Genomic DNA, 21,545 nt, shown 5'->3' on the forward strand with positions numbered 1-21,545 from the left:
CACCGCCCGGAAGGACTGGCAGCCCCCTGAAGTGCACGCCTGGAGAGCCCGCGTTAGGCTCCGCCGGTGTCTTCTCCAGAAAAGTCCTCGTCCACGCCTCCCCCCACCCGCATCCCGCTGCGACGCCTGCTCGCCCTGGCGCGCCCCGAGCTGGCCAGCCTGGTCGGGGGCACCTTCTTCCTGCTCGTGAGCAGCGCGGCCACCCTCGCCTACCCCAAGGCCATCGGCGGGCTGGTGGACGAGGCGCTCGGCTCCCGCAGCCGGGAGATGCTCGACGGGCTCGCGCTGATGATGCTTGGCGTCTTCGTGGTGCAGGGTGTGGCCATGGCCCTGCGCGCCTACCTCTTCAACACCGCCGGCGAGCGCGTGGTGTCGCGGCTGCGCAAGGACCTCTTTCGCGCCCTGCTGTCCCAGGAGGTGGCCTTCTTCGACGCGCGCCGCACCGGGGAGCTCACCAGCCGGCTCGCCTCGGACACCACCGTCCTGCAGAACACCGTCACCGCCAACATCTCCATGGCCCTGCGCTACGCCGTCCAGGCGCTGGGCGGGGTGGGGCTCCTCTTCTACACGTCCGCCCGGCTCACCGGCGTCATGCTCGCCATCATCCCCGCGGTGGCGGTGGGCGCGGTGCTCTACGGCCGCCGCGTGCGCCACATCTCCCGCCAGGTGCAGGACGCGCTGGCGGCCAGCAGCGAGGTGGCCGAGGAGGACCTGTCCGGCATCCGCACCGTGCGCTCCTTCGCGGCCGAGCCACACGAGGTGGAGCGCTATGGCACCGCCGTGGACCGCGCCTTCATGCTCGCGCGCCAGCGCACGTTCCAGTCCTCCGTGTTCATGGGGGCCGTCTCCATCGCCGGCTATGGCGGCATCGCCGCGGTGCTCTGGTACGGCGGCCGGCTGGTGGTGGATGGGAATCTGAGCGTGGGCGCCCTCACCTCGTTCCTCATCTACACCATGCTGGTGTCCTTCTCCTTCAGCGCCATGGCGGAGCTGTGGGCGGACTTCATGCGCGCCAGCGGCGCCGCGGACCGCGTCTTCGAGCTGCTGGACCGCAAGCCCGCCATCGCCTCCGGCGGCGAGCGCCTGCCCGAGGTGCGCGGCCACGTGGAGTTCCGCGACGTGCGCTTCGCCTACCCCACGCGCCCGGACGTGCCGGTGCTCCAGGGGCTCAATCTGGAATTGCGCCCCGGCGAGGTGGTGGCGGTGGTGGGCCCCTCGGGCGCGGGCAAGTCCACGCTGGCCTCGCTGCTGTCGCGCTTCTATGACCCGCAGGGCGGCGCGGTGCTGCTGGACGGCCACCCCCTCACCTCGCTGGACCCGGAGTGGCTGCGCCGCAACATCGGCATGGTGGCCCAGGAGCCGCAGCTGTTCTCCTGCTCCATCGCGGATAACATCCGCTACGGCCGGCCCGAGTCCACCGACGCGGAAATCGAGGAGGCCGCCCGCGCCGCCAACGCCCACGCCTACATCCAGCGCTTCCCGGAGGGCTACGGCACCCAGGTGGGCGAGCGCGGCGTGCAGCTGTCCGGCGGCCAGAAGCAACGCGTGGCCATTGCCCGCGCCGTGCTGAAGGACCCGCGCCTGCTCATCCTCGACGAGGCCACCAGCGCGCTGGACTCGGAGAGCGAGCACCTGGTGAAGGACGCGCTGGAGCGGCTGATGAAGGGCCGCTCCACCCTCATCATCGCCCACCGCCTGTCCACCGTGGCCAACGCGGACCGCGTGCTGGTGCTGGAGGGAGGCCTCATCATCCAGAGCGGCACCCACGCCGCCCTCATGGGCCAGGACGGCCTCTACCGCCGGCTGGTGGAGCGGCAGTTTGTCGCCGCCTGAACGCCTGCCTACCTTTCAGGCGCATTAATGGGTCCAAGGAGTATGGCGCGGCCTCCAGGCCGGGATTAAATCCGGCTCCTCGAAAGGAGGTGATGCCTTGATCGACAGCAAGACTCAGGCGTCCACCTCCGCTTCGGTGGCCTGAAAAGGCCCTGAAGCGGTGGCAGACGCCGGCGGTTCGGGCCCGTTCCCGCCTTGGTGGGGACGGGCCTTTTTATGTCCGCTCGGGAATGCCGACCCGACCTCCCTGTTCCGACGCCCCGGGGGGAGTGGCCGACCCAACACGTTTCATCCGGGAGTTCCCGCCGTGTCCATTACTCCTTGCCCCAGCCCCCTGCCCACCGCCCTCCGTGACGAGGAGGCCGTGGATACGCAGCGCAACCTGTTCTGCCCCAACTATGACGCCTGCCTGCACCTGGTGGTGAAGCGCGGCTGGGAGGGGTGGAGCTGCCGGAACTGCGACCTCCGCCAGTTCCGCGTCGGCCAGCCGACCGCCCGGGACTTCGCCGTGGCCCGTCCCGGAGGTTGGGACGGCAACTGACGCCGCCCTGCCTGGTTGTGCACCCGAAACAGAATAATTGACGCATCCCTCCCTCAGTTGGCAGAACGGGACATGCGCTCCAAGAAAACCAAGTTCATCTTCGTGACGGGCGGAGTGGTCAGCTCCCTCGGCAAGGGCCTCGCCTCGGCATCCATTGGCGCCCTGCTGGAGAACCGCGGGCTGGCCGTCACCCTGCTGAAGCTGGACCCGTACATCAACGTGGACCCGGGCACGATGAGCCCGTTCCAGCATGGCGAGGTGTTCGTCACCGAGGACGGCGGTGAGACGGACATGGACCTCGGCCACTACGAGCGGTTCACCAACGCCCGGATGAGCCGGCTCAACAACTTCACCTCCGGCCGCATCTACCACTCCGTCATCATGAAGGAGCGGCGGGGCGAGTACCTGGGCAAGACGGTGCAGGTGATTCCGCACGTCACCGACGAAATCAAGGCCAACATCCGCCAGGCGGCCCAGGACGCGGACGTGGTCATCGTCGAAATCGGCGGCACCGTGGGCGACATCGAGTCGCTGCCCTTCCTCGAGGCCATCCGGCAGATGCGCTACGACGTGGGCAGCGAGAATGTCGTCTACGTCCACCTCACGCTGCTGCCCTACATCGGCGCGGCCGGCGAGGTGAAGACCAAGCCCACGCAGCACTCGGTGATGAAGCTGCGCGAGATTGGAATCCAACCGGACTTCCTCGTGTGCCGCACGGACCGCGAGGTGTCGCGGGAGATAAAGGACAAGATTGCGATGTTCTGCAACGTGGACACGCGCAGCGTGTTCACCTCGCCGGACGTGAAGAGCATCTACGAGCTGCCGCTGGAGCTGCACCGCCAGGGTCTGGACGAGCGGCTCGCGGAGGTCCTCAACATCTGGAGCCGCGCGCCCCACCTGCAGCAGTGGGAGAACATCATCCGCAAGGTGTACGAGCCCAGCCGCGGCCAGGTGCAGGTGGCGATTGTGGGCAAGTACGTGAACCTCACGGAGAGCTACAAGAGCCTCAACGAGGCGCTGCTCCATGGCGGCATCGCCAACGACGTGAAGGTGAACCTGCACTTCGTGGACAGCCAGGACGTGGAGACGCAGGGGCCGGAGAAGCTGCTGGCCGGCGTGGACGCCATCCTCGTGCCCGGCGGCTTCGGCGTGCGCGGCACGGAAGGGAAGATTGCCGCCGTCCGCTACGCGCGCGAGAAGAAGGTGCCCTTCTTCGGCATCTGCCTCGGCCTGCAGATGGCGGTGGTGGAGTTCAGCCGCTCGGTGCTGGGCCTGACGCAGTCCAACAGCCTGGAGTTCAACGAGCACACCCCGCACCCGGTGGTGACGCTCATGGAGAGCCAGGTGAAGGTGCAGGACAAGGGCGGCACCATGCGCCTGGGCAGCTACGCCTGCGCGCTCAAGCCCGGCTCGCTGGCGCACAAGCTCTACGGCCAGGACATGATTCAAGAGCGCCACCGCCACCGCTACGAGGTGAACAACACCTACCGTGGCAAGCTCCAGGAGGCCGGGCTCGTCATCTCCGGCCACAACCCGGAGCTGAACCTGGTGGAGATGATTGAGCTGGCGGACCACCCGTACTTCGTCGGCTGCCAGTTCCACCCCGAGTTCAAGAGCAAGCCGTTTGCTCCCCATCCCCTCTTCTCCGGCTTCATCCGCGCGGCGCTCGAGCAGCGTGACGCCACCGCGGCGGCCGGCCAGGTGCGCGCATGAGCGGTACCCTCCCGATTGAGCTGTGTGGCTTCAAGGTCGGCCCCGGCCAGAAGCTCTTCGTCATCGCCGGCCCGGACAGCATCGAGTCCGAGGAGATGGCGCTGCGCCACGCCCGCATGCTCAAGGAGATGACGGGCCGGCTGGGCGTGCCGTACGCCTTCAAGTGCTCCTACGACAAGGCCAACCGGACCAGCGGGAAGTCCTTCCGAGGCCCGGGCCTCAAGGAAGGGCTGCGAATCCTAGCACGCATCCGGGATGAAGTAGGCGTCCCGGTGCTCACGGACGTCCACGAAACCAGCCACGTCGGGCCTGCCTCGGAAGTTGTGGATATCATCCAGATACCGGCCTTCCTGTGCCGGCAGACGGACCTGGTGGAAGCCGTGGCGAGAACGGGCAAGGGCGTGAACCTCAAGAAGGGCCAGTTCGTGGCCCCGAAGGACATCGTCCACTCGGCGCGCAAGGCGTTCGAGACGGGCAACCCCAACATCCTCGTCACCGAGCGCGGCTCCACGTTCGGCTACAACAACCTCGTGGTGGACATGCGCGGCCTCGCCCAGATGCGCGAGGCGGGCCTGGCCGTATGCTTCGACGCCACCCACTCCGTACAACTGCCCAGCAGCGGTAACGGCGAGACGGGAGGCGAGCGCAAGTTCGTCTCATTGCTCGCCAGGGCTGCCGCAGCTGCCGGGATTGACGCGTTGTTCACGGAAGTCCATGAGGATCCGGATCGTGCCCTGTGTGACGGTCCGTGTTCCCTGAATCCACAGATGTTCGAGGACGTGGTACGAAATGTGCTGAACATCCGCCGGGTGTTGGGACACGAGCCCGGTTGATGCGGTTGAACCACGGGGAGGAGCCAGGCAAGCCATGGTGACGGAAGCGCCTTCCAAACCTGGAAAGGAAGAGCTGACGTCCCGCGCGGCGCGCGTGCGCCTGCTCGTCTTCGACGTAGACGGGGTCCTCACCGACGGTGGCCTCTATTACGGCGCCGAGGGTGAGCTGATGAAGCGCTTCGACGTGAAGGACGGCCACGCCCTGGTCATGGCCCGGCTCTCGGGTCTGCCCGCCGCCGTCCTCACCGCCCGCACCTCGAGCATCGTGGAGGTCCGCGGGAGGGAGCTCGGGCTGGCTGCCGTATTCCAGGGCCGCCGCGACAAGGGTGCCGCACTGGATGAGCTGCTCCAGCAGCTCGGTGTCTCCCCCGAGGCCTGCGCCTATATGGGAGATGACCACAACGACCTGGGCCCGCTGTCACGGGTGGGCCTGGCCGCATGTCCCGCGGACGCTGTTCCGGAGGTGCGTCAGGAAGTCCACTTCGTTACCCAGAGTCCAGGCGGTCGAGGGGCCGCTCGGGAGCTCGTGGAGCTCTGCCTCAAGGCCAGTGGCCGTTGGCAGGACGCAGTGGGTCTCATGAGGGGGGCTGATGGACGCGGTGTGCAGAGAGGTTGATGAAACCCCGTATTCAAGGTAGGTGAATTACTCCATGGGCAGCGGAATGATGCAGCAAGAGGGGAGTACGGCGATGACGGACCAGCTCTACACGACGCACGACATCAGTCGTTTGCTTCAGGTGGATCCGTCCACGGTGAGCAAGTGGATTGACCGCGGCATCCTGATGGCATTCAGGACTCCGGGCGGTCACCGCCGGGTGCGCTCGGCGGACCTGCGAGCCTTCCTCATCACCCACCAGATGCCGGTTCCGGACGAGCTCGGCAGCGGCACGGTGCGGCTGCTGGTGGTGGACGACGAGCGTCCGGTGCTGGAGGCCATCAAGCGCGCCTTCAAGCCCTACGCGGCGCAGGTGGAGCTGCAGACGACGACGAGCGGCGTGGAAGCGCTGCTGCTGGTGTCCGAGCAGAAGCCGCACGGCATGATTATCGACCTCAACATGCCGGACATCGACGGCCTGGAGGTCTGCCGGCGGATTCGCGCGCGCAAGCAGATGGAGGGCGTGCGGCTCATCACCATGACGTCCCTGCACACGCCCGAGGTGGTGGAGCAGTCCAAGCAGGCCGGCGCGCTCGCGTGCATGGCCAAGCCGCTGGACGTGCAGCAGGTGCTGGAGCTGTTCCGCGTGCCGCTGGCGCTCAGCGCCAAGCGCTAGGAAGTCAGGGCTTCCGCCACCCCTCGCGGAAGCCCTGGACAGGGGGGAAGTGGGGAGGAAGCCGCGCCCGTCATCCGGCAGCGGCCTCCCTGGAGAGGTGTGTGCGCGTCAGCCCTGGACCTTGACCTCGATGACGCGGGGCTTCGTCTCCTCGCGCCGGGGCAGCGTCAGCGTGAGCACACCATTCTCGTACTTCGCCTCCACCTTGGTGGCATCCACGGTGTCCGGCAGCGCGAAGGAGCGAGCGAAGGTACCGAAGGCACGCTCCTGGCGGCGCACGGTGACACCCTCGGCCTTCGGCTCCGCCTTGCGCTCGGCCTGCACGGTGAGGACGTCGTTCTCCACCTTCACCTGGAGGGCCTTCGCGTCCAGCCCGGGCATGTCCAGGTGCAGCGTCAGGCCGCTCTCGGACTCGATGATGTCGGCCGCGGGCACGCGCTCACGGGGCGCCTGACGCCACACCGGCTGCGTCAGCTCGCGGACGAGGGCGTCGAAGTCGCGCATCAGCGGGTTCACGACGACGGCGGAGTTGAACGGGTTGCGAGTCTGCATGGTCTTCTCCTGTTCGTGTCGCCTGTCTGGGCGCACGGCATGAACAGCTTTGGGTTGTCCTGGTTCGCGGTCGCCGCGGCCCCCACCGGGCTCCAGCGCCGCCTCACAAGACTCAAGAGAACCATGGATGAAGACGTGTCAAGCAACGCCCCCGCGCGCCCGGGGCGCCCTCCCAGGCCCGTCTCCGGAGCCCGCCTGGGAGCCCGCTTCAGAGCGCACTTGGGAACCCGCCTGCCCGCCTGCCTGGCACGCGGCCAGTCCGTCCGCCCACCCGCCCGCCTGCCCTTTTTCGTCAGTCGTCGTCGCGTCCGAGGTGGACTGAGACACCATCCTCCTCGCGGGACACATGGACGTTCCAGGGCCGGCAGCACACCGGACAGTCCTCGATGTACGACTCGGAGCTGGCCCCGATGGGGTCCACGTCGACCTCCACCTCCTCACCGCAGTAGGGGCAGAGCTGGGTGGCGGCTTCGGCGAAGGGTTGCATGGGGTGCCTCCTCGCTTTCGGGGCGGGCATGTGAGTCATGGACTCAGCGTCCGCGCTTTCAGACGGTAGACTGTTGAACCATGGCCGCTCCTTCCCGAAACCGCATCGGAGAAATCCTCGTCAAGGCTCGCGTCCTCGATGACCTGCAGCTGCGCAGCGCGCTCGCCACGCAGGACCAGTGGGGGGGCCGCCTGTCGCGCATCGTCGCGGACCTGGGCCTGGCCAGCGAGGAGACCATCGCCGAGGCCATCTGCCAGGGCATGGGCATGCAGCGCGTGCAGTTGGGCAACATCACCCGTGACGCGGGCGCGCTGGCGCGCGTGGACGTGAGCCTGGCGGAGCAGAAGGGCATCTTCCCCGTGGGCCTCAAGGACAACGGGAAGACGCTGGTGCTCGCCATGGCGGACCCCTCGGACCTCGCCACCATCGACCAGGTGGCGGCGAAGAGCCGTGCCCGCGTGGTGGTCATGGTGGCGAGCGAGCTGGAAATCGAGCACGCGATTCTGCGCCACTACCGGAACCAGGAGCCGGCAACGAGCGCGCGCTTCCGAAACTCCCCGTCCCAGTCGGCGAGCAGCGAGTTCGACGACCAGGGAGACGACGACGACTTCAAGGTCGTCGACATGAGCGGCAAGACGGTGGTGAAGCGCATCTCCGACATCGTCCCGCCGGGCTCGCCCGCCGTCGCGCCCCCGCCCCCGCCCGCCCCGGCCGCGCGCGCCGCGGAGAAGCCGGGCCCGCCGGTGCCCGGCGCCGGCTCGAGCGCCTCGGACATCCTGGACGAAATCCTCGCGGGCGGCACGGCCACGCCCGAGTGGACGGAGGAGGACCTGCAGCGGCTCCAGACGGTGCAGCAGAACCAGGAGAAGAGCTCCAAGATTCTGCGCGCCCTGCTGGAGCTGCTCCTGGAGAAGGGCCAGCTCCAGCAGCGGGAGCTCGCGGCGAAGATGCGGCTGTAGGCCGCGCAGCGCTTGCGTGCGGCGCGCAGGCCTTGCGCGCCCCGCCTCAGCCCACTTCCTGGAGCTCGCGGGCGGTGAGCCCCAGCAGGTGGAGGATGGCGTCCAGGCCGCTCGCGGAGATGGACGTGTCCGCCGCCTCGCGCAGCTTCGGCTTCGCGCGGAAGGCGATGCCCAGCCCGGCGCGCTCCAGCATCAGCAAGTCATTGGCGCCGTCGCCCACGGCGATGACCTGGTCCAGGAGGATGCCCTCCTGCCGGGCCAGCGCCTCCAGCAGCTCCGCCTTGCGGCGCGCGTTGACGATGGGGCCCACGGTGCGGCCGGTGAGCTTCCCGTCCTGCTCCTCCAGCACGTTGGAGTAGGCGTGGTCGATGCCGAGCCGCGCCTTCAGCGCCTCGGCGGCCACGGAGAAGCCGCCGCTGATGACGGCGGTGCGGTAGCCCAGGCGCTTGAGTACGCGCACCAGCGTCTCCGCGCCCTCGGTGAGCGGCAGGTTGTCGGCGAGGCGGCGCAGCACCGCGACGTCCAGCCCCGCCAGCAGGCCCACGCGCTGGCGCAGCGACTCGTCGTAGTCCATCTCCCCGTGCATGGCGCGCTCGGTGATGCGCGACACCTGCTCGCCCACGCCATGCGCGCGCGCCAGCTCGTCGATGACCTCGATGCGGATGAGCGTGGAGTCCATGTCCATCACCACCATCCGCTTGCCGCGCCGGAAGAGACTCTCGCGCTGCAGGGCCACGTCGAAGGAGCCGGCCTCCATGGACAGCGAGAGCAGGGAGCGCTTGAGCGCGTCCGGGGCCGTGCCCGGCGGCAGCGTGAGGTGGAACTCCACGGAGCCCAGGTGCGTCTCGGTGAGGCGCGTAATCCGCTCGATGTTGGCGCCGTGCTCCGTCAGCCGCCAGGCCACCGCGTGCAGCTCCAGGGCGCCCAGCGCGCGGCCCACGGCGGTGACGACGTAGCGCACGGGGCTCGCGCCCTCGGGCACCGGGGCGGGCGCGTCCAGCACCTGGAAGTCCAGCGCCACGCCCAGCTCGTGCGCGGCGAAGAGCAGCTCCTTGAGGACGCCGCGCGCCTCGGACAGGCGCACCAGCAGGCAGAGGGTGAGCCGCCCCTGCACCACCACCTGCTCGAGGTCGAGCAGCTCCGCGTCGGACTCGGCCAGCAGGCCGGTGAGGCGCGAGGTGATGCCGGGATGGTCCTTCCCGGTAACGGTGACGAGCACGCGGTCTGACGGGGGCGGAGTCATGGTCACCCGTCAGTCTGGCAGCCCCCCACACGCCGGGCGAGCCCGGAGTGCGGCGGGGCCGCCCGCCCGCCCGTCACTCCTTCGGCGCGTCCGAGGAGAGGACGAGGTCGCCGCGGCCGAGGAACTCCTTGTCCGGGAAGGCCTTGTAGAAGTCCTCCAGCATGGCGTCCACGTCCGGGTAGCGCTGGTCGCGCTTGTCCTGGGTGGCCTTGTCGAAGAGCTGGTCCAGGCCGCTGGGGGCCTCGGGGTTGACCTCGGAGGGCAGCGCCGAGCGGCGGCCGGGAATCTGCCCGGTGAGCATCTCGTAGAGGAGGATGCCCAGCCCGTACACGTCCGCGGAGGCGCCCGGCTCCTTGGCCCCCCGGTTCATCAGCTCGGGCGCCATATAGGACATGCCGCCGGTGCCCATGAAGACCTGGGGCATGCCCTTGGTGGCGTCCACCTCCACCACGCGGCCCAGGCCGAAGTCGGCCAGCTTCGCGTTGCCGTACGCGTCGAAGAGGACGTTCTCCGGCTTGAGGTTGTGGTGGGTGAGGCCCGCGGCGTGCGCGGCCCGCAGGCCATACGCCATCTGGAGGAAGGCGCGCAGCGCGAGGGACACCGGCACGCCGTTGCCACCGCCCGCGTCCAGCCGCTCGCGCAGGCTGCCGTGCATCAGCTCCAGCACGAAGTAGGGCCGCGCCGCGTCCACGTTCTGGTCCACCACCTGGACGACGCCCGGGTGCCGCACCTGGGCCTGGGCGCACAGCTCCTTCTTCAGCCGCCGGAGCACCTCGCCGCGCTGGAGGAAGGAGAAGTAGCCGAAGATGTCCTTCAGCTCCTTGAGGCAGATGTCCAGCCCCAGCGCGGTGACGCGGCCCTTGAAGACGGTGCCGAGCGGCCCGGTGCCGATGGGGTCGAACTTCTGGTAGCGCAGGTCCAGCTCGGCGCCCTTCGGGGCGGAGGAAGCGGCGGCCGGCGCGGCAGGGGCAGGGGCGGCGGGAGGAGGCATGGGGGCGGCGGCGAGCGGCGAGGTGATGGAGGGCAGCGGCGCGGAGCCGGGCGGGGGCGTGGTGTTCCCGAAGGGCGCCGGGGCGATGATGGTCGCCTCGCGACGGGCCTCGGGAGCAGGCGCTTCCACCCGGGCCACGGCGGGAGCGGGAGCAGGCGGCAGGGGGATGGGCGCGGCCTGCGGCGCCGTCACCTCCAGCGCCGGCATGGCCGTGCGCGAGGGCCGGGCCGGGGCCATGGACGGGGGTGGCGCGGGCGGGGCCGAAGGCTGAGGCGGCGGCAGCACCTCCGTCTCGTCCAGCAGCAGCTCTGGAGGAGGCGGCGGCATCACCAGCGGCTCATCGGTGCCGGGCGCCACGGGGGGCTCGTCCTCGGCGGACGCGAGCTGATCCGCGAAGAACTCGCCCACCTCGGTGGTGAAGCGGTCCTGCAGGTCCCCTCCCGCCACCCGCTCACCCTGCTCGGTGAGCTTGAGCTGGGCCTCGCGGTCCATGGCGATGTAGTGGAACTTGCGGAGGAAGAAGAAGTAGTTGTCGAACTCCAGCGACACGGACGGCTCGAGCACGGCCTTGACGTCGGCCAGCTTGTTCGAGCGTCCAAGACGACCGTTCTCCCTCAGGTTGCGGAGGATGAACAGCGCCTCGCCACTGACGGTGTCGCGGTTGATGGCGGGCTTCGGCATGGGTGGGAGACTCTACGCCGTCCCCGCGCCACCGCTCAACGTAGGACTACAGGTAAAGCGCGCATCATTTGATGCGCAGCAGCTGCTTCACCGTCTCCAGCACTTCCACGAAGCGCACCGGCTTGCGCAGGTAGATGTCCACGCCCAGCTGCATGGCGCGGTCCTGGGCCTCCTTGCCGCCGGCGGAGATGGCGATGATGGGGATGGCCCTCAGGGCCTCCTCCTCGCGGATGCGCTCCACGAGGGCGAAGCCGTCCATCACCGGCATGTAGAGGTCCGTCATCACCAGGTTGAAGCGGCCCTCGCGGAGCATCAGCAGGGCGTGGTGCCCGTCCGGCGCGAAGTGGACCTCCAGGGGCACCTTCCCGTGCAGCTCGCCGCTGGCCAGCTTCTTGAGGACGTAGCTGTACATCTCGATGATGTGCGGGTTGTCCTCGACGATGAGCACACGGTACCCCTCGTGCTCTGCGTGGGACGGTTGGCTGTCTGCTCCTGCCGCACTCAAGATGTCACCCAGTTTCCGCCGGTCCTCTTCGTGCTCCACGCGGACGCCAACGCCCCCGGGATGATCGGAGGCCGCCGGCCTGACCCAGGCCACGGTTCCGGTGACTTCTACCGGATCCAGCAGCCCCGGGAAAGAAAGTGCGAGCCGCACCGGGTCTCCCAGGGTGAATGCCTGCTCGGTCTGCACGAAGAGTCCCGTATGGGACAGGTTCTCCGTCACGTCACGGGCCTGGCGCCCGTCCGTGTAGTCCACCCTCAGCACGGCCGGGACCCGGGTGTGCTGACGCTTGTTCTCTGGTCCCGGGTTCATAACAAGGCGTTGAAATCGCTCGGCAATTTGCTGATGGCCGCCCAGTGTAGCGTCGAGGGTTTATGTTGACAACGCAGCCATTGGGGCAATACGTACGCCCCGCCATGGCGGAGCCCCTGTTCACCCCTGAAGAGCAGAAGAAGTTCGACGCGGGAATCGCGGAGATCATCTCCCACTACCCCCCGGATCGCAAAAGCGCGGGCATGCTCCCCGCCTTGCGCCTGCTCCAGGATCTCAAGGGTTGGCTGCCGCCCGAGGGCCTCCGGCTCGTGGCGAAGAAGCTGGAAGTCACGCCCGAGCGCGCCATGGAAGTGGCGAGCTTCTACGTGATGTACCACCTGAAGAAGCCGGGCAAGTACGTCATCGACGTCTGCACCAACCTCTCCTGCTCGCTGTGGGGCGCGGAGAAGATGCTCGCCTACCTGGAGGAGAAGCTCGGCCTCAAGGCAGGTGAAGCCAACGAGAAGTTCACCTTGCGGGAGACCGAGTGCCTCGCCTCCTGCGGTACGGCGCCGTGCCTGCAAATCAATGAGGATCATCACGAGAGCCTCACCAAGGCGAAGCTGGACGCCATCCTCGCCAAGCTGAGCTGATCCTCCACCCCTTCCTTTTCAGGACGTCATCCACATGGCCTCTACGGCAAAGGCGATTGAACCGATCATCTCGGCGGCCTGGGGCAAGCCGCAGTCCTGGACCCTGGACAGCTACCGCAAGCGCGGCGGCTACGAGGCGCTGAAGCGGGCGCTGGAGATGCAGCCGGCCGCCATCATCGACGAGGTGAAGAAGTCCAACCTCCGCGGGCGCGGCGGCGCGGGCTTCCCCACGGGCCTGAAGTGGAGCTTCGTCCCCAAGGACAGCCCCAAGCCCAAGTACCTCGCCGTCAATGGCGACGAGTCCGAGCCGGGCACCTTCAAGGACCGCTACATCCTCAGCGACGACCCGCACATGATGCTGGAGGGCATCGCCATCGCGTCCTACGCGCTGGGCGTGCACACCTGCTACGTGTACCTGCGGGGCGAGTTCAAGTTCCAGGCGGAGCGCACCCAGGCGGCCATCGACGAGGCCTACAAGGCCGGCATCTTCGGCAAGACGCTGCTGGGCAAGGACTTCGAGCTCAACTGCTACGTGGTGCGCGGCGCGGGTGCGTACATCTGCGGCGAGGAGACGGCGCTGCTGGAGAGCCTGGAGGGCAAGAAGGGCTGGCCCCGGCTGAAGCCCCCGTTCCCCGCGGTGGTGGGCCTGTTCGGCTGCCCCACGGTGGTGAACAACGTGGAGACGCTCGCCAGCGTGCCCGCCGTGTTCCAGAAGGGCGCGGACGCGTACGCGAAGCTGGGCACCGACAAGTCCGGTGGCACGCGCCTCGTCTGCCTCTCCGGTTCGGTGAACCGGCCGGGCGTGTACGAGGTGTCGATGTTCACCACCCTGTCCGAGCTCATCTACGACGACCAGTACGGCCGGGGACTTCCGGCGGGCCGCAAGGTGAAGGCGGTGATTCCGGGCGGCTCCTCGGCGCCGGTGCTGGGCGCGGACGAGCTGGACGTGGCCATGGAGTTCGAGGCCCTCAAGGTGAAGCAGACCATGGCGGGCTCCGGCGGCGTCATCGTCATGGACGACGCCACCTGCATGGTGCGCAGCCTGTGGCGCGTGGCGCGCTTCTACGCGGAAGAGTCCTGCGGCCAGTGCACGCCGTGCCGAGAGGGCACGCCGTGGCAGACGCGCCTGCTGCGCAAGATTGAAGAGGGCCGCGGCGAGCCGGGCGACATCGACATGCTGTCCAACGTCGCGTCCTCGATTGCCCCCTACCCGCCCATCGGCCTGGGCAACACCATCTGCGCGCTTGGCGACGCGGCCGCGCTGCCCACGCACTCGTTCCTCATGCGGTACCGGGACGAGTTCGAGGCGCACATCCGTGAGCACCGCTGCCCGTTCGGCGACAAGCCCTGGGGTTCGTTCGGAGACTGGTCTTGAACATCGAGCTCATCCTCTTCGGGGCGTTCGCGCTCCTGACGCTGCTGTCGGCCGGCATGGTCATCTTCGCCCGGAGCCCCATCAACTCCGCCATGGCGCTGGTGTCCACGTTCTTCTTCCTGGCCGGCATCTACGTGCTGCTGTGGGCACACACCGTGGCGGTGATGCAGGTGCTCGTGTACGCGGGCGCCATCATGGTGCTGTTCCTCTTCGTCATCATGCTGCTCAACCTGGGCGAGTCGCCCACGCGCGGCCGGCCCACGCTGGCGCGCCTGGCGGGTGGCGCGGCCACGGTGGGCCTGCTGGCGGTGCTGTCCATTGCCATCCTGAAGCTGCCCGAGGGCGTGGCGGACCTGGGGGCCGGAACCAAGGAGCAAATGGCCTTCGGCACCATGGCCACCATGGGCTGGGAGATCTTCACCAAGTGGCTCTTCCCCTTTGAAGCGGTGAGCCTGCTGCTGCTGGTGGCCATGGTGGGCTCGGTGGTGGTGGCCAAGTCGCGAATCTGATCGCCGTCCCCGGACAACTTTACTGTGCTACATGGCGGCGGACGTTGCCGCTCGCGAGGCGCCGAATCGGCCCATGGTCCCCATCACCTACTACCTCCTGCTTGCCGCCGCGCTGTTCTGCATGGGCATGTTCGGCGTGCTGGTGCGCCGCAATGCCCTGGTCGTCTTCATGTGCGTGGAGCTGATGCTCAACGCGGCGAACCTGACGTTCCTCGCCTTCGCGCGCATGCACGGCGACAACACCGGCCACGTGTCCGCATTCTTCGTCATCGCCGTCGCGGCGGCGGAGGCGGCCATCGGCCTGGCCATCGTCATCGCCGTCTTCCGCAGCCGCGGCAGCGTCCTGGTTGAAGACATCCGGACGATGAAGCACTGACGCCCGCCCCGCCAGGAGCCTTCCTTCATGAACCTCGCTGAATTCTTCCAGGTGGCGCCCGTCCCGCCGGAGCTGCTGGCGCCCTCACTGTGGCTCATCATCGCGCTGCCCCTGCTGGGCGCGTTCATCTGTGGCGTGTTCGGCCGGATGCTGGGCCGGGCCAACGTCCACCTCATCGCCTGCTCCGCGGTGGCCGGCGCCTTCGTGCTGAGCGTGCTGGCCTTCTGGGCCACCAGCCACACGGGCCCGGGCACGGCGGAGGGCACGCGACGGCTGCTGGCCTTCTACCGGAACCCCTTCGGCATCGAGGCCGACTTCGTCCGCTACGCGCTGGCGTATGACTACGGCACGTGGTTCGCGGCGGGCGACTTCCGGGTGAACTTCGGGCTGGCGGTGGACCACCTGTCCGGAATCCTGCTGCTGGTCATCACCGGCGTGGGCTTCCTCATCCACCTGTACTCCACCAGCTACATGGAGCACGACGACGGGTACTGGCGGTACTTCGCGTACCTCAACCTCTTCGTCGCGGCGATGCTGACGCTGGTGCTGGCCGACAACCTCGTCCTGCTCTTCGTGGGCTGGGAGGGCGTAGGCATGGCCAGCTACCTGCTCATCGGCTTCTGGTACACGGACCCGGCCAAGGCCTGGGCGGGGCGCAAGGCCTTCGTCACCAATCGCATCGGCGACTTCGCCTTCCTCATCGGCACCTTCCTGCTGGTGCTGCTGGTCTCCGCCTTCACGCGCCAGGCGAACTCCGCCGACTATGCCAACGCCGGCAGCAGCGGCCCGCGCTACACGTCTTCGCTGCAGGAGAAGGGCCCGCTCACCTTCAAGGGCCTGGAGAAGCTGGCCGAGGGCATGGTGGACACGGGCACCGACAAGGTGGACCTGACCACGCCCATCGAGGCCGGCCCGCTGGAGGGCTACACCTTCGGCGGGGTGATGACGGCGGCGATGCTGCTGTTCCTCCTCGGCGCGGCGGGCAAGAGCGCGCAGCTGCCGCTCTACGTCTGGCTGCCGGACGCCATGGCGGGCCCGACGCCGGTCTCCGCCCTCATCCACGCGGCGACGATGGTGACCGCGGGCGTCTACCTCTTCAGCCGCATGGCCTCGCTGCTGGTGCTGAGCCCCACCGCCATGGCCACGGTGGCCATCATCGGCGCGCTCACCTCGCTGCTGGCGGCGCTCATCGCCTTCGCGCAGGACGACATCAAGAAGGTGCTCGCCTACTCCACGGTGTCCCAGCTGGGCATCATGTTCATGGGCGTGGGCATGGGCATCTTCTGGGCGGCGGTGCTGCACCTGGTCACCCACGCCTTCTTCAAGGCCTGCCTCTTCCTGGGCGCCGGCAGCGTCATGCACGGCAACGGGGACGAGACGGACATCAAGAAGCTGGGCGGCCTGCGCCACGAGATGAAGTGGACGTGGGGCACCTTCCTGGTGGCCACGCTGGCGATTACGGGCATCATCCCGCTGTCCGGCTTCTTCTCGAAGGACGCCATCTTCCACGGCGTGCACCACAACCACCTGCACGGGCTGGAGTGGGTGTCCGGCGCCCTCTACTACGTGGGCCTGCTCATCGCCGCGTGCACCGCGTTCTACATGACGCGCCTGTACCTGCTCACCTTCGAGGGTCCCCGCTCGAAGGAGGCCCGGGTGGCGCACGCGCACGAGAGCGCCTGGCAGATGACGCTGCCGCTGGTGGTGCTGGCGGTGCTCAGCGTGCTGTCCCTGGTGTACGCGCTGCCGCTGATGCGCAGCTCGGGCTCGGGCCAGCCGCAGCCGGTCTTCGAGAACTTCCTCAGCCCGGTGTTCGGCGCCATGAGCCGCATCGCCAATGCGGCGAAGACGGCGGAGCTGGACACCAGCGTCCCCAGCATCGTCGACTACGTGAAGGCGTGGGTGGTGGCGCTGTCGGGCGGCGTGGGAGCGGCCTTCCTGTACCTGCGCTTCTTCCCGGCGCGGGTGGGGCAGCCGGTGCCGGCCTTCGCCCGGGCGGTGCGCCGCACGGCGCAGAACAAGTTCTATGTGGATGAGCTGTACGAGCTGGTCATCATCCGGCCCGTGAAGTTCATGAGCTTCATCCTCTTCCGCGTGGTGGACGCGCTCCTCATCGACACCGTGGCCGTGCGCGGCACGGCGTGGGTGACGGCGCGAGTGGGCAGCGCGCTGCGCTACGTGCAGACGGGCGACGCCCAGGCCTACGCCGCAGTGATGGCCATCGCCCTGCTGGGCGGCGTGGCCTACGCCCTCATCCAGGTGATGCAATGAGCTTCTTCGACAACCACCTGCTCAACCTCGTCGTCTTCCTGCCGCTCGTCTTCGCGGCGCTGGTGCTGCTGCTGCCCGGGAGCGAGGCGGGACAGATTCGCACCGTCACCTTCATCGGCATGGTGGTGGACCTCGTCTTCGGGGTCTGGGCCTACATGCGCTACGTGCCGGGCGGGCCGGAGTTCCAGCTCGAGTACCGGGTGCCCTGGTTCGAGATGTTCGGGACCAGCTACCACCTCGGCGTGGACGGCCTGGCGGTGAGCCTGCTGCTGCTCACCGTGTTCCTGGGCCCCCTGGTAGTGCTGGCCTCCACCACGTACATCAGCCACCGCATCAAGGAGTTCCACCTGGCGCTGCTGGTGCTCCAGACGACGATGCTGGGCGCGCTGGTGTCGCTGGACGTGCTGCTCTTCTACATCTTCTTCGAGGCCATGCTCATCCCCATGTACCTCATGGTGGGTGTGTGGGGCGCCGAGGACCGGCAGATGGCGGCGGTGAAGTTCTTCCTCTACACGCTGGCCGGCTCGCTGCTGATGCTGGTGGCCATCATCGCCGTGTACTTCATCAGCGCGCCCGCGGGCAGCCGCTCGTTCGACTACGCCGCCATCTACAACGGGCTGCTGGACGCCAACCGCCAGCTGTCCGCGTGCTCGAGTGGACCGGAGGGGGCGTGCAGCTCGCTCACCGGCCTGGCCAGCACACTGCACACGTGGGGGCCGTGGCTGTTCGGCGCCTTCGCGCTGGCGTTCGCCATCAAGGTGCCGATGTGGCCGGTGCACACGTGGCTGCCGGACGCGCACGTGCAGGCGCCGGTGGCCGGCTCCATGATTCTGGCCGGCGTCATGCTGAAGATGGGCACCTTCGGCTTCTGGCGCTTCGCGATTCCCTTCTTCCCGGTGGCCGCGCAGCACATGCGGCCGTTCCTGGCGGTGCTGTCCGTCATCGGCATCGTCTACGGCGCGCTGATGTGCCTGGCGCAGCGGGACATCAAGAAGCTGATTGCGTACTCGTCCGTGAGCCACCTGGGCTACTGCATGCTGGGCATCCTCGCCATCACCGCCGAGGGCGCCACGGGCAGCGCGTACCAGATGCTCAACCACGGCGTGTCCACGGGCGCGCTGTTCCTCCTGTTCGGCTTCCTCTACGAGCGCCGCCACACGCGGCTCATGGCGGACTTCGGCGGCATCGCCAAGGTGATGCCGGTGTTCACCGCGTCGTTCCTCATCATCACCTTCTCGTCGGTGGCGGTGCCGGGCACCAACGGCTTCATCGGCGAGTTCCTGGTGCTGCTGGGCACCTTCAAGAGCGACCTCGGCGCGGCCGCCGGCAACCCGCACCTGACGGCGGTGTTCGGCGCCTTCGCCACGCTGGGCGTCATCCTCGGCGCGGCGTACATGCTGTGGATGGTGCAGAAGGTGTTCTTCGGGGGCCTCACCCACCGGGAGAACCAGCACCTGCGCGACATGAACCTGCGCGAGGGGCTCACGGTGCTGCCCTTCGTCGTCCTCGTCCTGGTGATGGGGCTGATGCCGCAGCCGTTCCTGGACCGCATCGCCCCGTCCACGGACCGCTTCCTCGCTCGCGCTCGCGTGGGCACCCCGGGGGCCTCGGTGCAGGATGACCAGGTCCGCGTGGAGGTGATGCCGCTGCCCCCGAGCACCACCGCCGCCGCGCCTTTCGCGCCCGTCCCGCTGGCCGCCGTCCCCTCGCAGCGGCAGTAGGCCGCCAGAGCCCCCATCATGAACCTGCCCAATCTTTCCCTGGCAGACTTCCTCCCGCTGCTGCCCGCCATCATCATGGTGGTGGGCGCCTCCATCCTGCTCCTGTCGGAGGTCTTCCTCTCCGCCACCTCGTCGCGCGCCTACCAGGCGGTGCTCACCGTGGTGACGGCGGTGGCGGCCGGCGGCGTGGCGCTGTCGGTGATGTTCGAGCCGGCGCAAGAGGTCATGCTCGGCTTCGGCGTGCTGGACCCGTTCTCCAGCTTCCTCACCTTCGTGGTGTGCGTGGGCCTGGCGCTGGCGGCGCTGAGCTCCGTGAGCTTCCTGCGCAAGCGCGGCGCCGAGCGCGGTGAGTTCTACGCGCTGATGCTGTTCGCCTCGGCGGGCATGAGCCTGCTGGCGATGTCCAACGAGCTCATCACCCTCTTCGTCAACGTGGAGGTCCTCTCCATCGCCACCTACGCGCTGACGGCGTACCTGCGCCGCGGCACGCGGCCGAGCGAGGCGGGCTTCAAGTACTTCATCCTCGGCGCCTTCTCCTCCGCGGTGCTGCTGTACGGCGCGGCGCTGCTGTACGGCGCCACCGGCACCACGCAGCTGACGGCCATGGTGGGCCCGCTGGGCGCGGCCATCCAGAGCCAGCCGGCGCTGGTGTACACGGGCGTCGTGCTGGTGGGCGCGGGCTTCGCGTTCAAGGTGGCGGCGGTGCCGTTCCACATGTGGACGCCGGACGTGTACGAGGGTGCCCCCACGCCCGTCACCGCGCTGATGAGCGCGGGCGTGAAGGCGGCGGCCTTCGCGGCGATGGTCCGCGTGTTCATCACCGTGGGCAAGGGCATCGACCCGCAGATGCTGCTGGTGCTGTTCTCCACCCTGGCCTTCCTCACCATGGTGGCGGGCAACCTGCTGGCGATTCCCCAGCGCAACGTGAAGCGCATGCTGGCGTACTCGTCCATTGCCCACGCCGGCTACCTGCTGGTGGGCGTGGCCGCCCTCTTCGTCACCGCGCCGGGCGAGCAGTTCCGCCTGCTGGGTGCCTCCGCGCTGACGGGCGGCACGCCGCTGGACGCGGCCCGCGCCGAGGCGCTGCGCGGCATCCTCTACTACCTGCTGGCCTATACCTTCAGCGCGGTGGGCGCCTTCGCCATGGTGTCCGCGCTGGAGCGCCGCGAGGACGAGGAGAAGGGCACCGCGTGGGACTTGGAGCGCTTCAGCGGGCTGGCGCAGCGCCGGCCGGGCTGGGCCTTCGCCATGGCGGCCTTCATGCTGTCGCTGGGCGGGATTCCCCCCACCATCGGCTTCATGAGCAAGCTGCTCATCTTCCAGGCCGCGGTGGACGCGGGCCTCATCGGCCTCACGATTGTGGGCGTGCTCTCCAGCGCCGCGGGCGTCTATTACTACCTGCGCGTGGTGGTCTACATGTTCATGCGGCCGGTACCCGAGGGCGCGCAGGTGCTCGAGCGGAGCTGGTCCACCGAGCTGGCCCTGGTGCTCTCCACGGCGGCGGTGGTGATTCTGGGCATCATCCCCGGCCCCGTCATGGGGTGGCTGATGCAGGCCAGCACCATCTTCGGCCAGTAGCCCCTGGCCTCGCGGCGGGGGCACGCCCCCGCCCTTCCACGCCCGCCCCGGCCTCGTGCCCGGGCGGGCGTTGGCTTTTCAGGGGCCGGGCGGGGGCAGCGGCCCGCGCAGCTCCAGCGTCTCATGGCGCACCTCGGCGCCCGCCTCGCGCAGCAGCCCGTCCAGGCGCGCGTCGTCCGTCACCACCAGGTTGAGCGCCGCCACGTCGTCCGGCAGCTGGGCGAAGGCCGCCTCCAGCAGCGCCCGCGCATGGCCGGGGGACACCGCGAAGAAGGGGAAGAGCAGCCGCCCGGCGGCGCGCTGGTCCATCACCCCCAGCGGGGCGTCCGAGGCCGCGGCCGGGTCCACCAGTCGGGACAGCTGGTGCGAGGGCTTCGCGGCGAAGCGCGCCAGCTTGCCTGGAATCATCCCGAAGGCCGCCGTCAGCGGCGCATGCTCCTCCAGGCCTACCGGCAGCAGCCGCAGCCCCGGCGGCGCGGCCGGCAGCGCCGCCACCTGGGCCCGCGTCACCAGGAGTGTCGCCGCCTCGCGCACGGGCCGCATCCCCACCGAGGTGTAGAGGCGCAGCGCGGGCAGGTTGTCCCGCTTCACGTACAGCGCCCAGCGCTGGCAACCCTGCGCCCGGAGGCGCTCCGCCAGCCGCGCCATCATCCACCGACCCAGGCCCTGCCCCCGCGCGGATGGGTCCACCACCAGCTGCCCCACGTACCCCACCTCGCCCAGGGACTCTGTCATCGCGTAGGCCACCACCCCACCCCGCCCTTCCGCGAAGACGGTCAACGGGGCGAGCTCCGACTCCCACACCGGCGGCGGAGGTGGGGGGTCGTCGACCCCAAGCTCCGCGAACAGCCGGATGAAGAGTGCATGGTCCTCGGGCCGACCGGCTCGCAACACCCACGATGAGCCCTGCTGTCCCACGTCCACCGCCATCAGGCACCCCTCCTCACGCATTGGAAGGGGACTGACGGAAACGCGAAAGCTTTCTGGACGTAGAAAAGAAGGCGGCCCGACACCCCATAAGGGTGCCGGGCCGCGGGTCTTCTCAAGGTGACTCACCGGAAGTGCTGAAGGGGTGGGGGGGAACCGCCTTCAGCCCCGCTTCGATGTGTCCCGCGCATTCCTTTAGCAGCCGCCGTGCCAGCGTCTTCGCGAAGCCAAAGTCCAGTTTTCTCAAGGACTTGGCTCACCACCCGACGCTACTGGC

At 68.8% G+C, this 21,545-nt stretch carries 20 protein-coding genes; 14 read left to right on the forward strand and 6 right to left on the reverse strand.

The window, feature by feature from the left end; translation table 11 throughout:
- Positions 1-66 precede the first annotated feature (66 nt).
- From G4D85_RS03980 to G4D85_RS04005, 6 genes are all read left to right on the forward strand, one after another.
- Positions 67-1,833: an ABC transporter ATP-binding protein gene (locus tag G4D85_RS03980; protein WP_164007989.1), complete on the forward strand. Its 1,767-nt coding sequence runs from the start codon at positions 67-69 to the stop codon at positions 1,831-1,833.
- Positions 1,834-2,140: 307 nt separating this feature from the next.
- A complete protein-coding gene (locus G4D85_RS03985; protein WP_164007992.1) occupies positions 2,141-2,374 on the forward strand; it encodes a hypothetical protein in 234 nt (77 codons plus the stop codon).
- Positions 2,375-2,446: 72 nt separating this feature from the next.
- Positions 2,447-4,087: a CTP synthase gene (locus G4D85_RS03990; RefSeq protein ID WP_164007993.1), complete on the forward strand. Its 1,641-nt coding sequence runs from the start codon at positions 2,447-2,449 to the stop codon at positions 4,085-4,087.
- Positions 4,084-4,920: a 3-deoxy-8-phosphooctulonate synthase gene (gene kdsA / locus G4D85_RS03995; protein WP_164007995.1), complete on the forward strand. Its 837-nt coding sequence runs from the start codon at positions 4,084-4,086 to the stop codon at positions 4,918-4,920. The genes G4D85_RS03990 and kdsA overlap by 4 nt, the downstream gene beginning before the upstream one ends.
- A gap of 34 nt (positions 4,921-4,954) precedes the next feature.
- Positions 4,955-5,536, forward strand: coding sequence for a KdsC family phosphatase (locus G4D85_RS04000; protein ID WP_164007998.1), 582 nt, complete (start codon positions 4,955-4,957; stop codon positions 5,534-5,536).
- Between the two features lie 34 nt (positions 5,537-5,570).
- Positions 5,571-6,191 (forward strand): response regulator, encoded by a 621-nt coding sequence (locus tag G4D85_RS04005; protein ID WP_164008000.1) that lies wholly within the window; start codon positions 5,571-5,573, stop codon positions 6,189-6,191.
- Between the two features lie 108 nt (positions 6,192-6,299).
- Here G4D85_RS04005 and G4D85_RS04010 read toward each other — a convergent pair whose 3' ends face one another.
- Positions 6,300-6,743, reverse strand: a complete 444-nt coding sequence (locus tag G4D85_RS04010; protein WP_164008002.1) for an Hsp20/alpha crystallin family protein — start codon at positions 6,741-6,743, stop codon at positions 6,300-6,302.
- A 292-nt stretch (positions 6,744-7,035) separates the two neighbouring features.
- Positions 7,036-7,230, reverse strand: coding sequence for a CPXCG motif-containing cysteine-rich protein (locus G4D85_RS04015; protein ID WP_164008008.1), 195 nt, complete (start codon positions 7,228-7,230; stop codon positions 7,036-7,038).
- An 80-nt stretch (positions 7,231-7,310) separates the two neighbouring features.
- Here G4D85_RS04015 and G4D85_RS04020 point away from each other — a divergent pair, with 80 nt between their 5' ends.
- The gene (locus tag G4D85_RS04020; RefSeq protein ID WP_164008010.1) at positions 7,311-8,189 is read left to right on the forward strand and encodes a GspE/PulE/PilB domain-containing protein; all 879 of its coding nucleotides are present in this window, start codon (positions 7,311-7,313) and stop codon (positions 8,187-8,189) included.
- Positions 8,190-8,235: 46 nt separating this feature from the next.
- Here G4D85_RS04020 and serB read toward each other — a convergent pair whose 3' ends face one another.
- The 3 genes from serB to G4D85_RS04035 all read right to left on the reverse strand — a co-directional run bounded on the left by serB (position 8,236) and on the right by G4D85_RS04035 (position 11,918).
- Entirely contained in the window at positions 8,236-9,432 is a 1,197-nt protein-coding gene (gene serB, locus G4D85_RS04025) for a phosphoserine phosphatase SerB (protein ID WP_164008012.1), read from the reverse strand.
- 73 nt (positions 9,433-9,505) lie between these two features.
- A complete protein-coding gene (locus tag G4D85_RS04030) occupies positions 9,506-11,104 on the reverse strand; it encodes a serine/threonine-protein kinase (RefSeq protein WP_164008014.1) in 1,599 nt (532 codons plus the stop codon).
- Between the two features lie 64 nt (positions 11,105-11,168).
- Entirely contained in the window at positions 11,169-11,918 is a 750-nt protein-coding gene (locus tag G4D85_RS04035; RefSeq protein ID WP_164008016.1) for a TIGR02266 family protein, read from the reverse strand.
- Positions 11,919-12,022: 104 nt separating this feature from the next.
- On the opposite strand from G4D85_RS04035, the gene G4D85_RS04040 reads away from it, so the two are divergent.
- From G4D85_RS04040 to G4D85_RS04070, 7 genes are all read left to right on the forward strand, one after another.
- A complete protein-coding gene (locus tag G4D85_RS04040) occupies positions 12,023-12,511 on the forward strand; it encodes an NADH-quinone oxidoreductase subunit NuoE family protein (protein ID WP_164008018.1) in 489 nt (162 codons plus the stop codon).
- A 34-nt stretch (positions 12,512-12,545) separates the two neighbouring features.
- The gene (gene nuoF, locus G4D85_RS04045) at positions 12,546-13,886 is read left to right on the forward strand and encodes an NADH-quinone oxidoreductase subunit NuoF (RefSeq protein ID WP_164008020.1); all 1,341 of its coding nucleotides are present in this window, start codon (positions 12,546-12,548) and stop codon (positions 13,884-13,886) included.
- Positions 13,883-14,395, forward strand: a complete 513-nt coding sequence (locus G4D85_RS04050; RefSeq protein WP_164008022.1) for an NADH-quinone oxidoreductase subunit J family protein — start codon at positions 13,883-13,885, stop codon at positions 14,393-14,395. Before nuoF ends, G4D85_RS04050 begins: the two co-directional genes overlap by 4 nt.
- A 73-nt stretch (positions 14,396-14,468) precedes the next feature.
- Complete coding sequence (nuoK, locus tag G4D85_RS04055) at positions 14,469-14,771, forward strand: NADH-quinone oxidoreductase subunit NuoK (RefSeq protein WP_164009105.1); 303 nt, start codon at positions 14,469-14,471, stop codon at positions 14,769-14,771.
- Between the two features lie 27 nt (positions 14,772-14,798).
- Entirely contained in the window at positions 14,799-17,042 is a 2,244-nt protein-coding gene (nuoL, locus tag G4D85_RS04060) for an NADH-quinone oxidoreductase subunit L (RefSeq protein ID WP_164008024.1), read from the forward strand.
- On the forward strand, positions 17,039-18,763 hold the full coding sequence (locus tag G4D85_RS04065; RefSeq protein ID WP_164008026.1) for a complex I subunit 4 family protein: 1,725 nt from the start codon (positions 17,039-17,041) through the stop codon (positions 18,761-18,763). Before nuoL ends, G4D85_RS04065 begins: the two co-directional genes overlap by 4 nt.
- An 18-nt stretch (positions 18,764-18,781) precedes the next feature.
- Complete coding sequence (locus G4D85_RS04070; RefSeq protein ID WP_164008028.1) at positions 18,782-20,341, forward strand: NADH-quinone oxidoreductase subunit N; 1,560 nt, start codon at positions 18,782-18,784, stop codon at positions 20,339-20,341.
- A gap of 78 nt (positions 20,342-20,419) precedes the next feature.
- Here G4D85_RS04070 and G4D85_RS04075 read toward each other — a convergent pair whose 3' ends face one another.
- Positions 20,420-21,271 carry a GNAT family N-acetyltransferase gene (locus G4D85_RS04075; RefSeq protein WP_240359058.1) on the reverse strand — a complete coding sequence of 284 codons (852 nt, stop codon included), beginning with the start codon at positions 21,269-21,271 and terminating at the stop codon, positions 20,420-20,422.
- Positions 21,272-21,545: the final 274 nt, after the last annotated feature.

It is taken from the genome of Pyxidicoccus trucidator (assembly GCF_010894435.1).
GTDB lineage: Bacteria > Myxococcota > Myxococcia > Myxococcales > Myxococcaceae > Myxococcus > Myxococcus trucidator.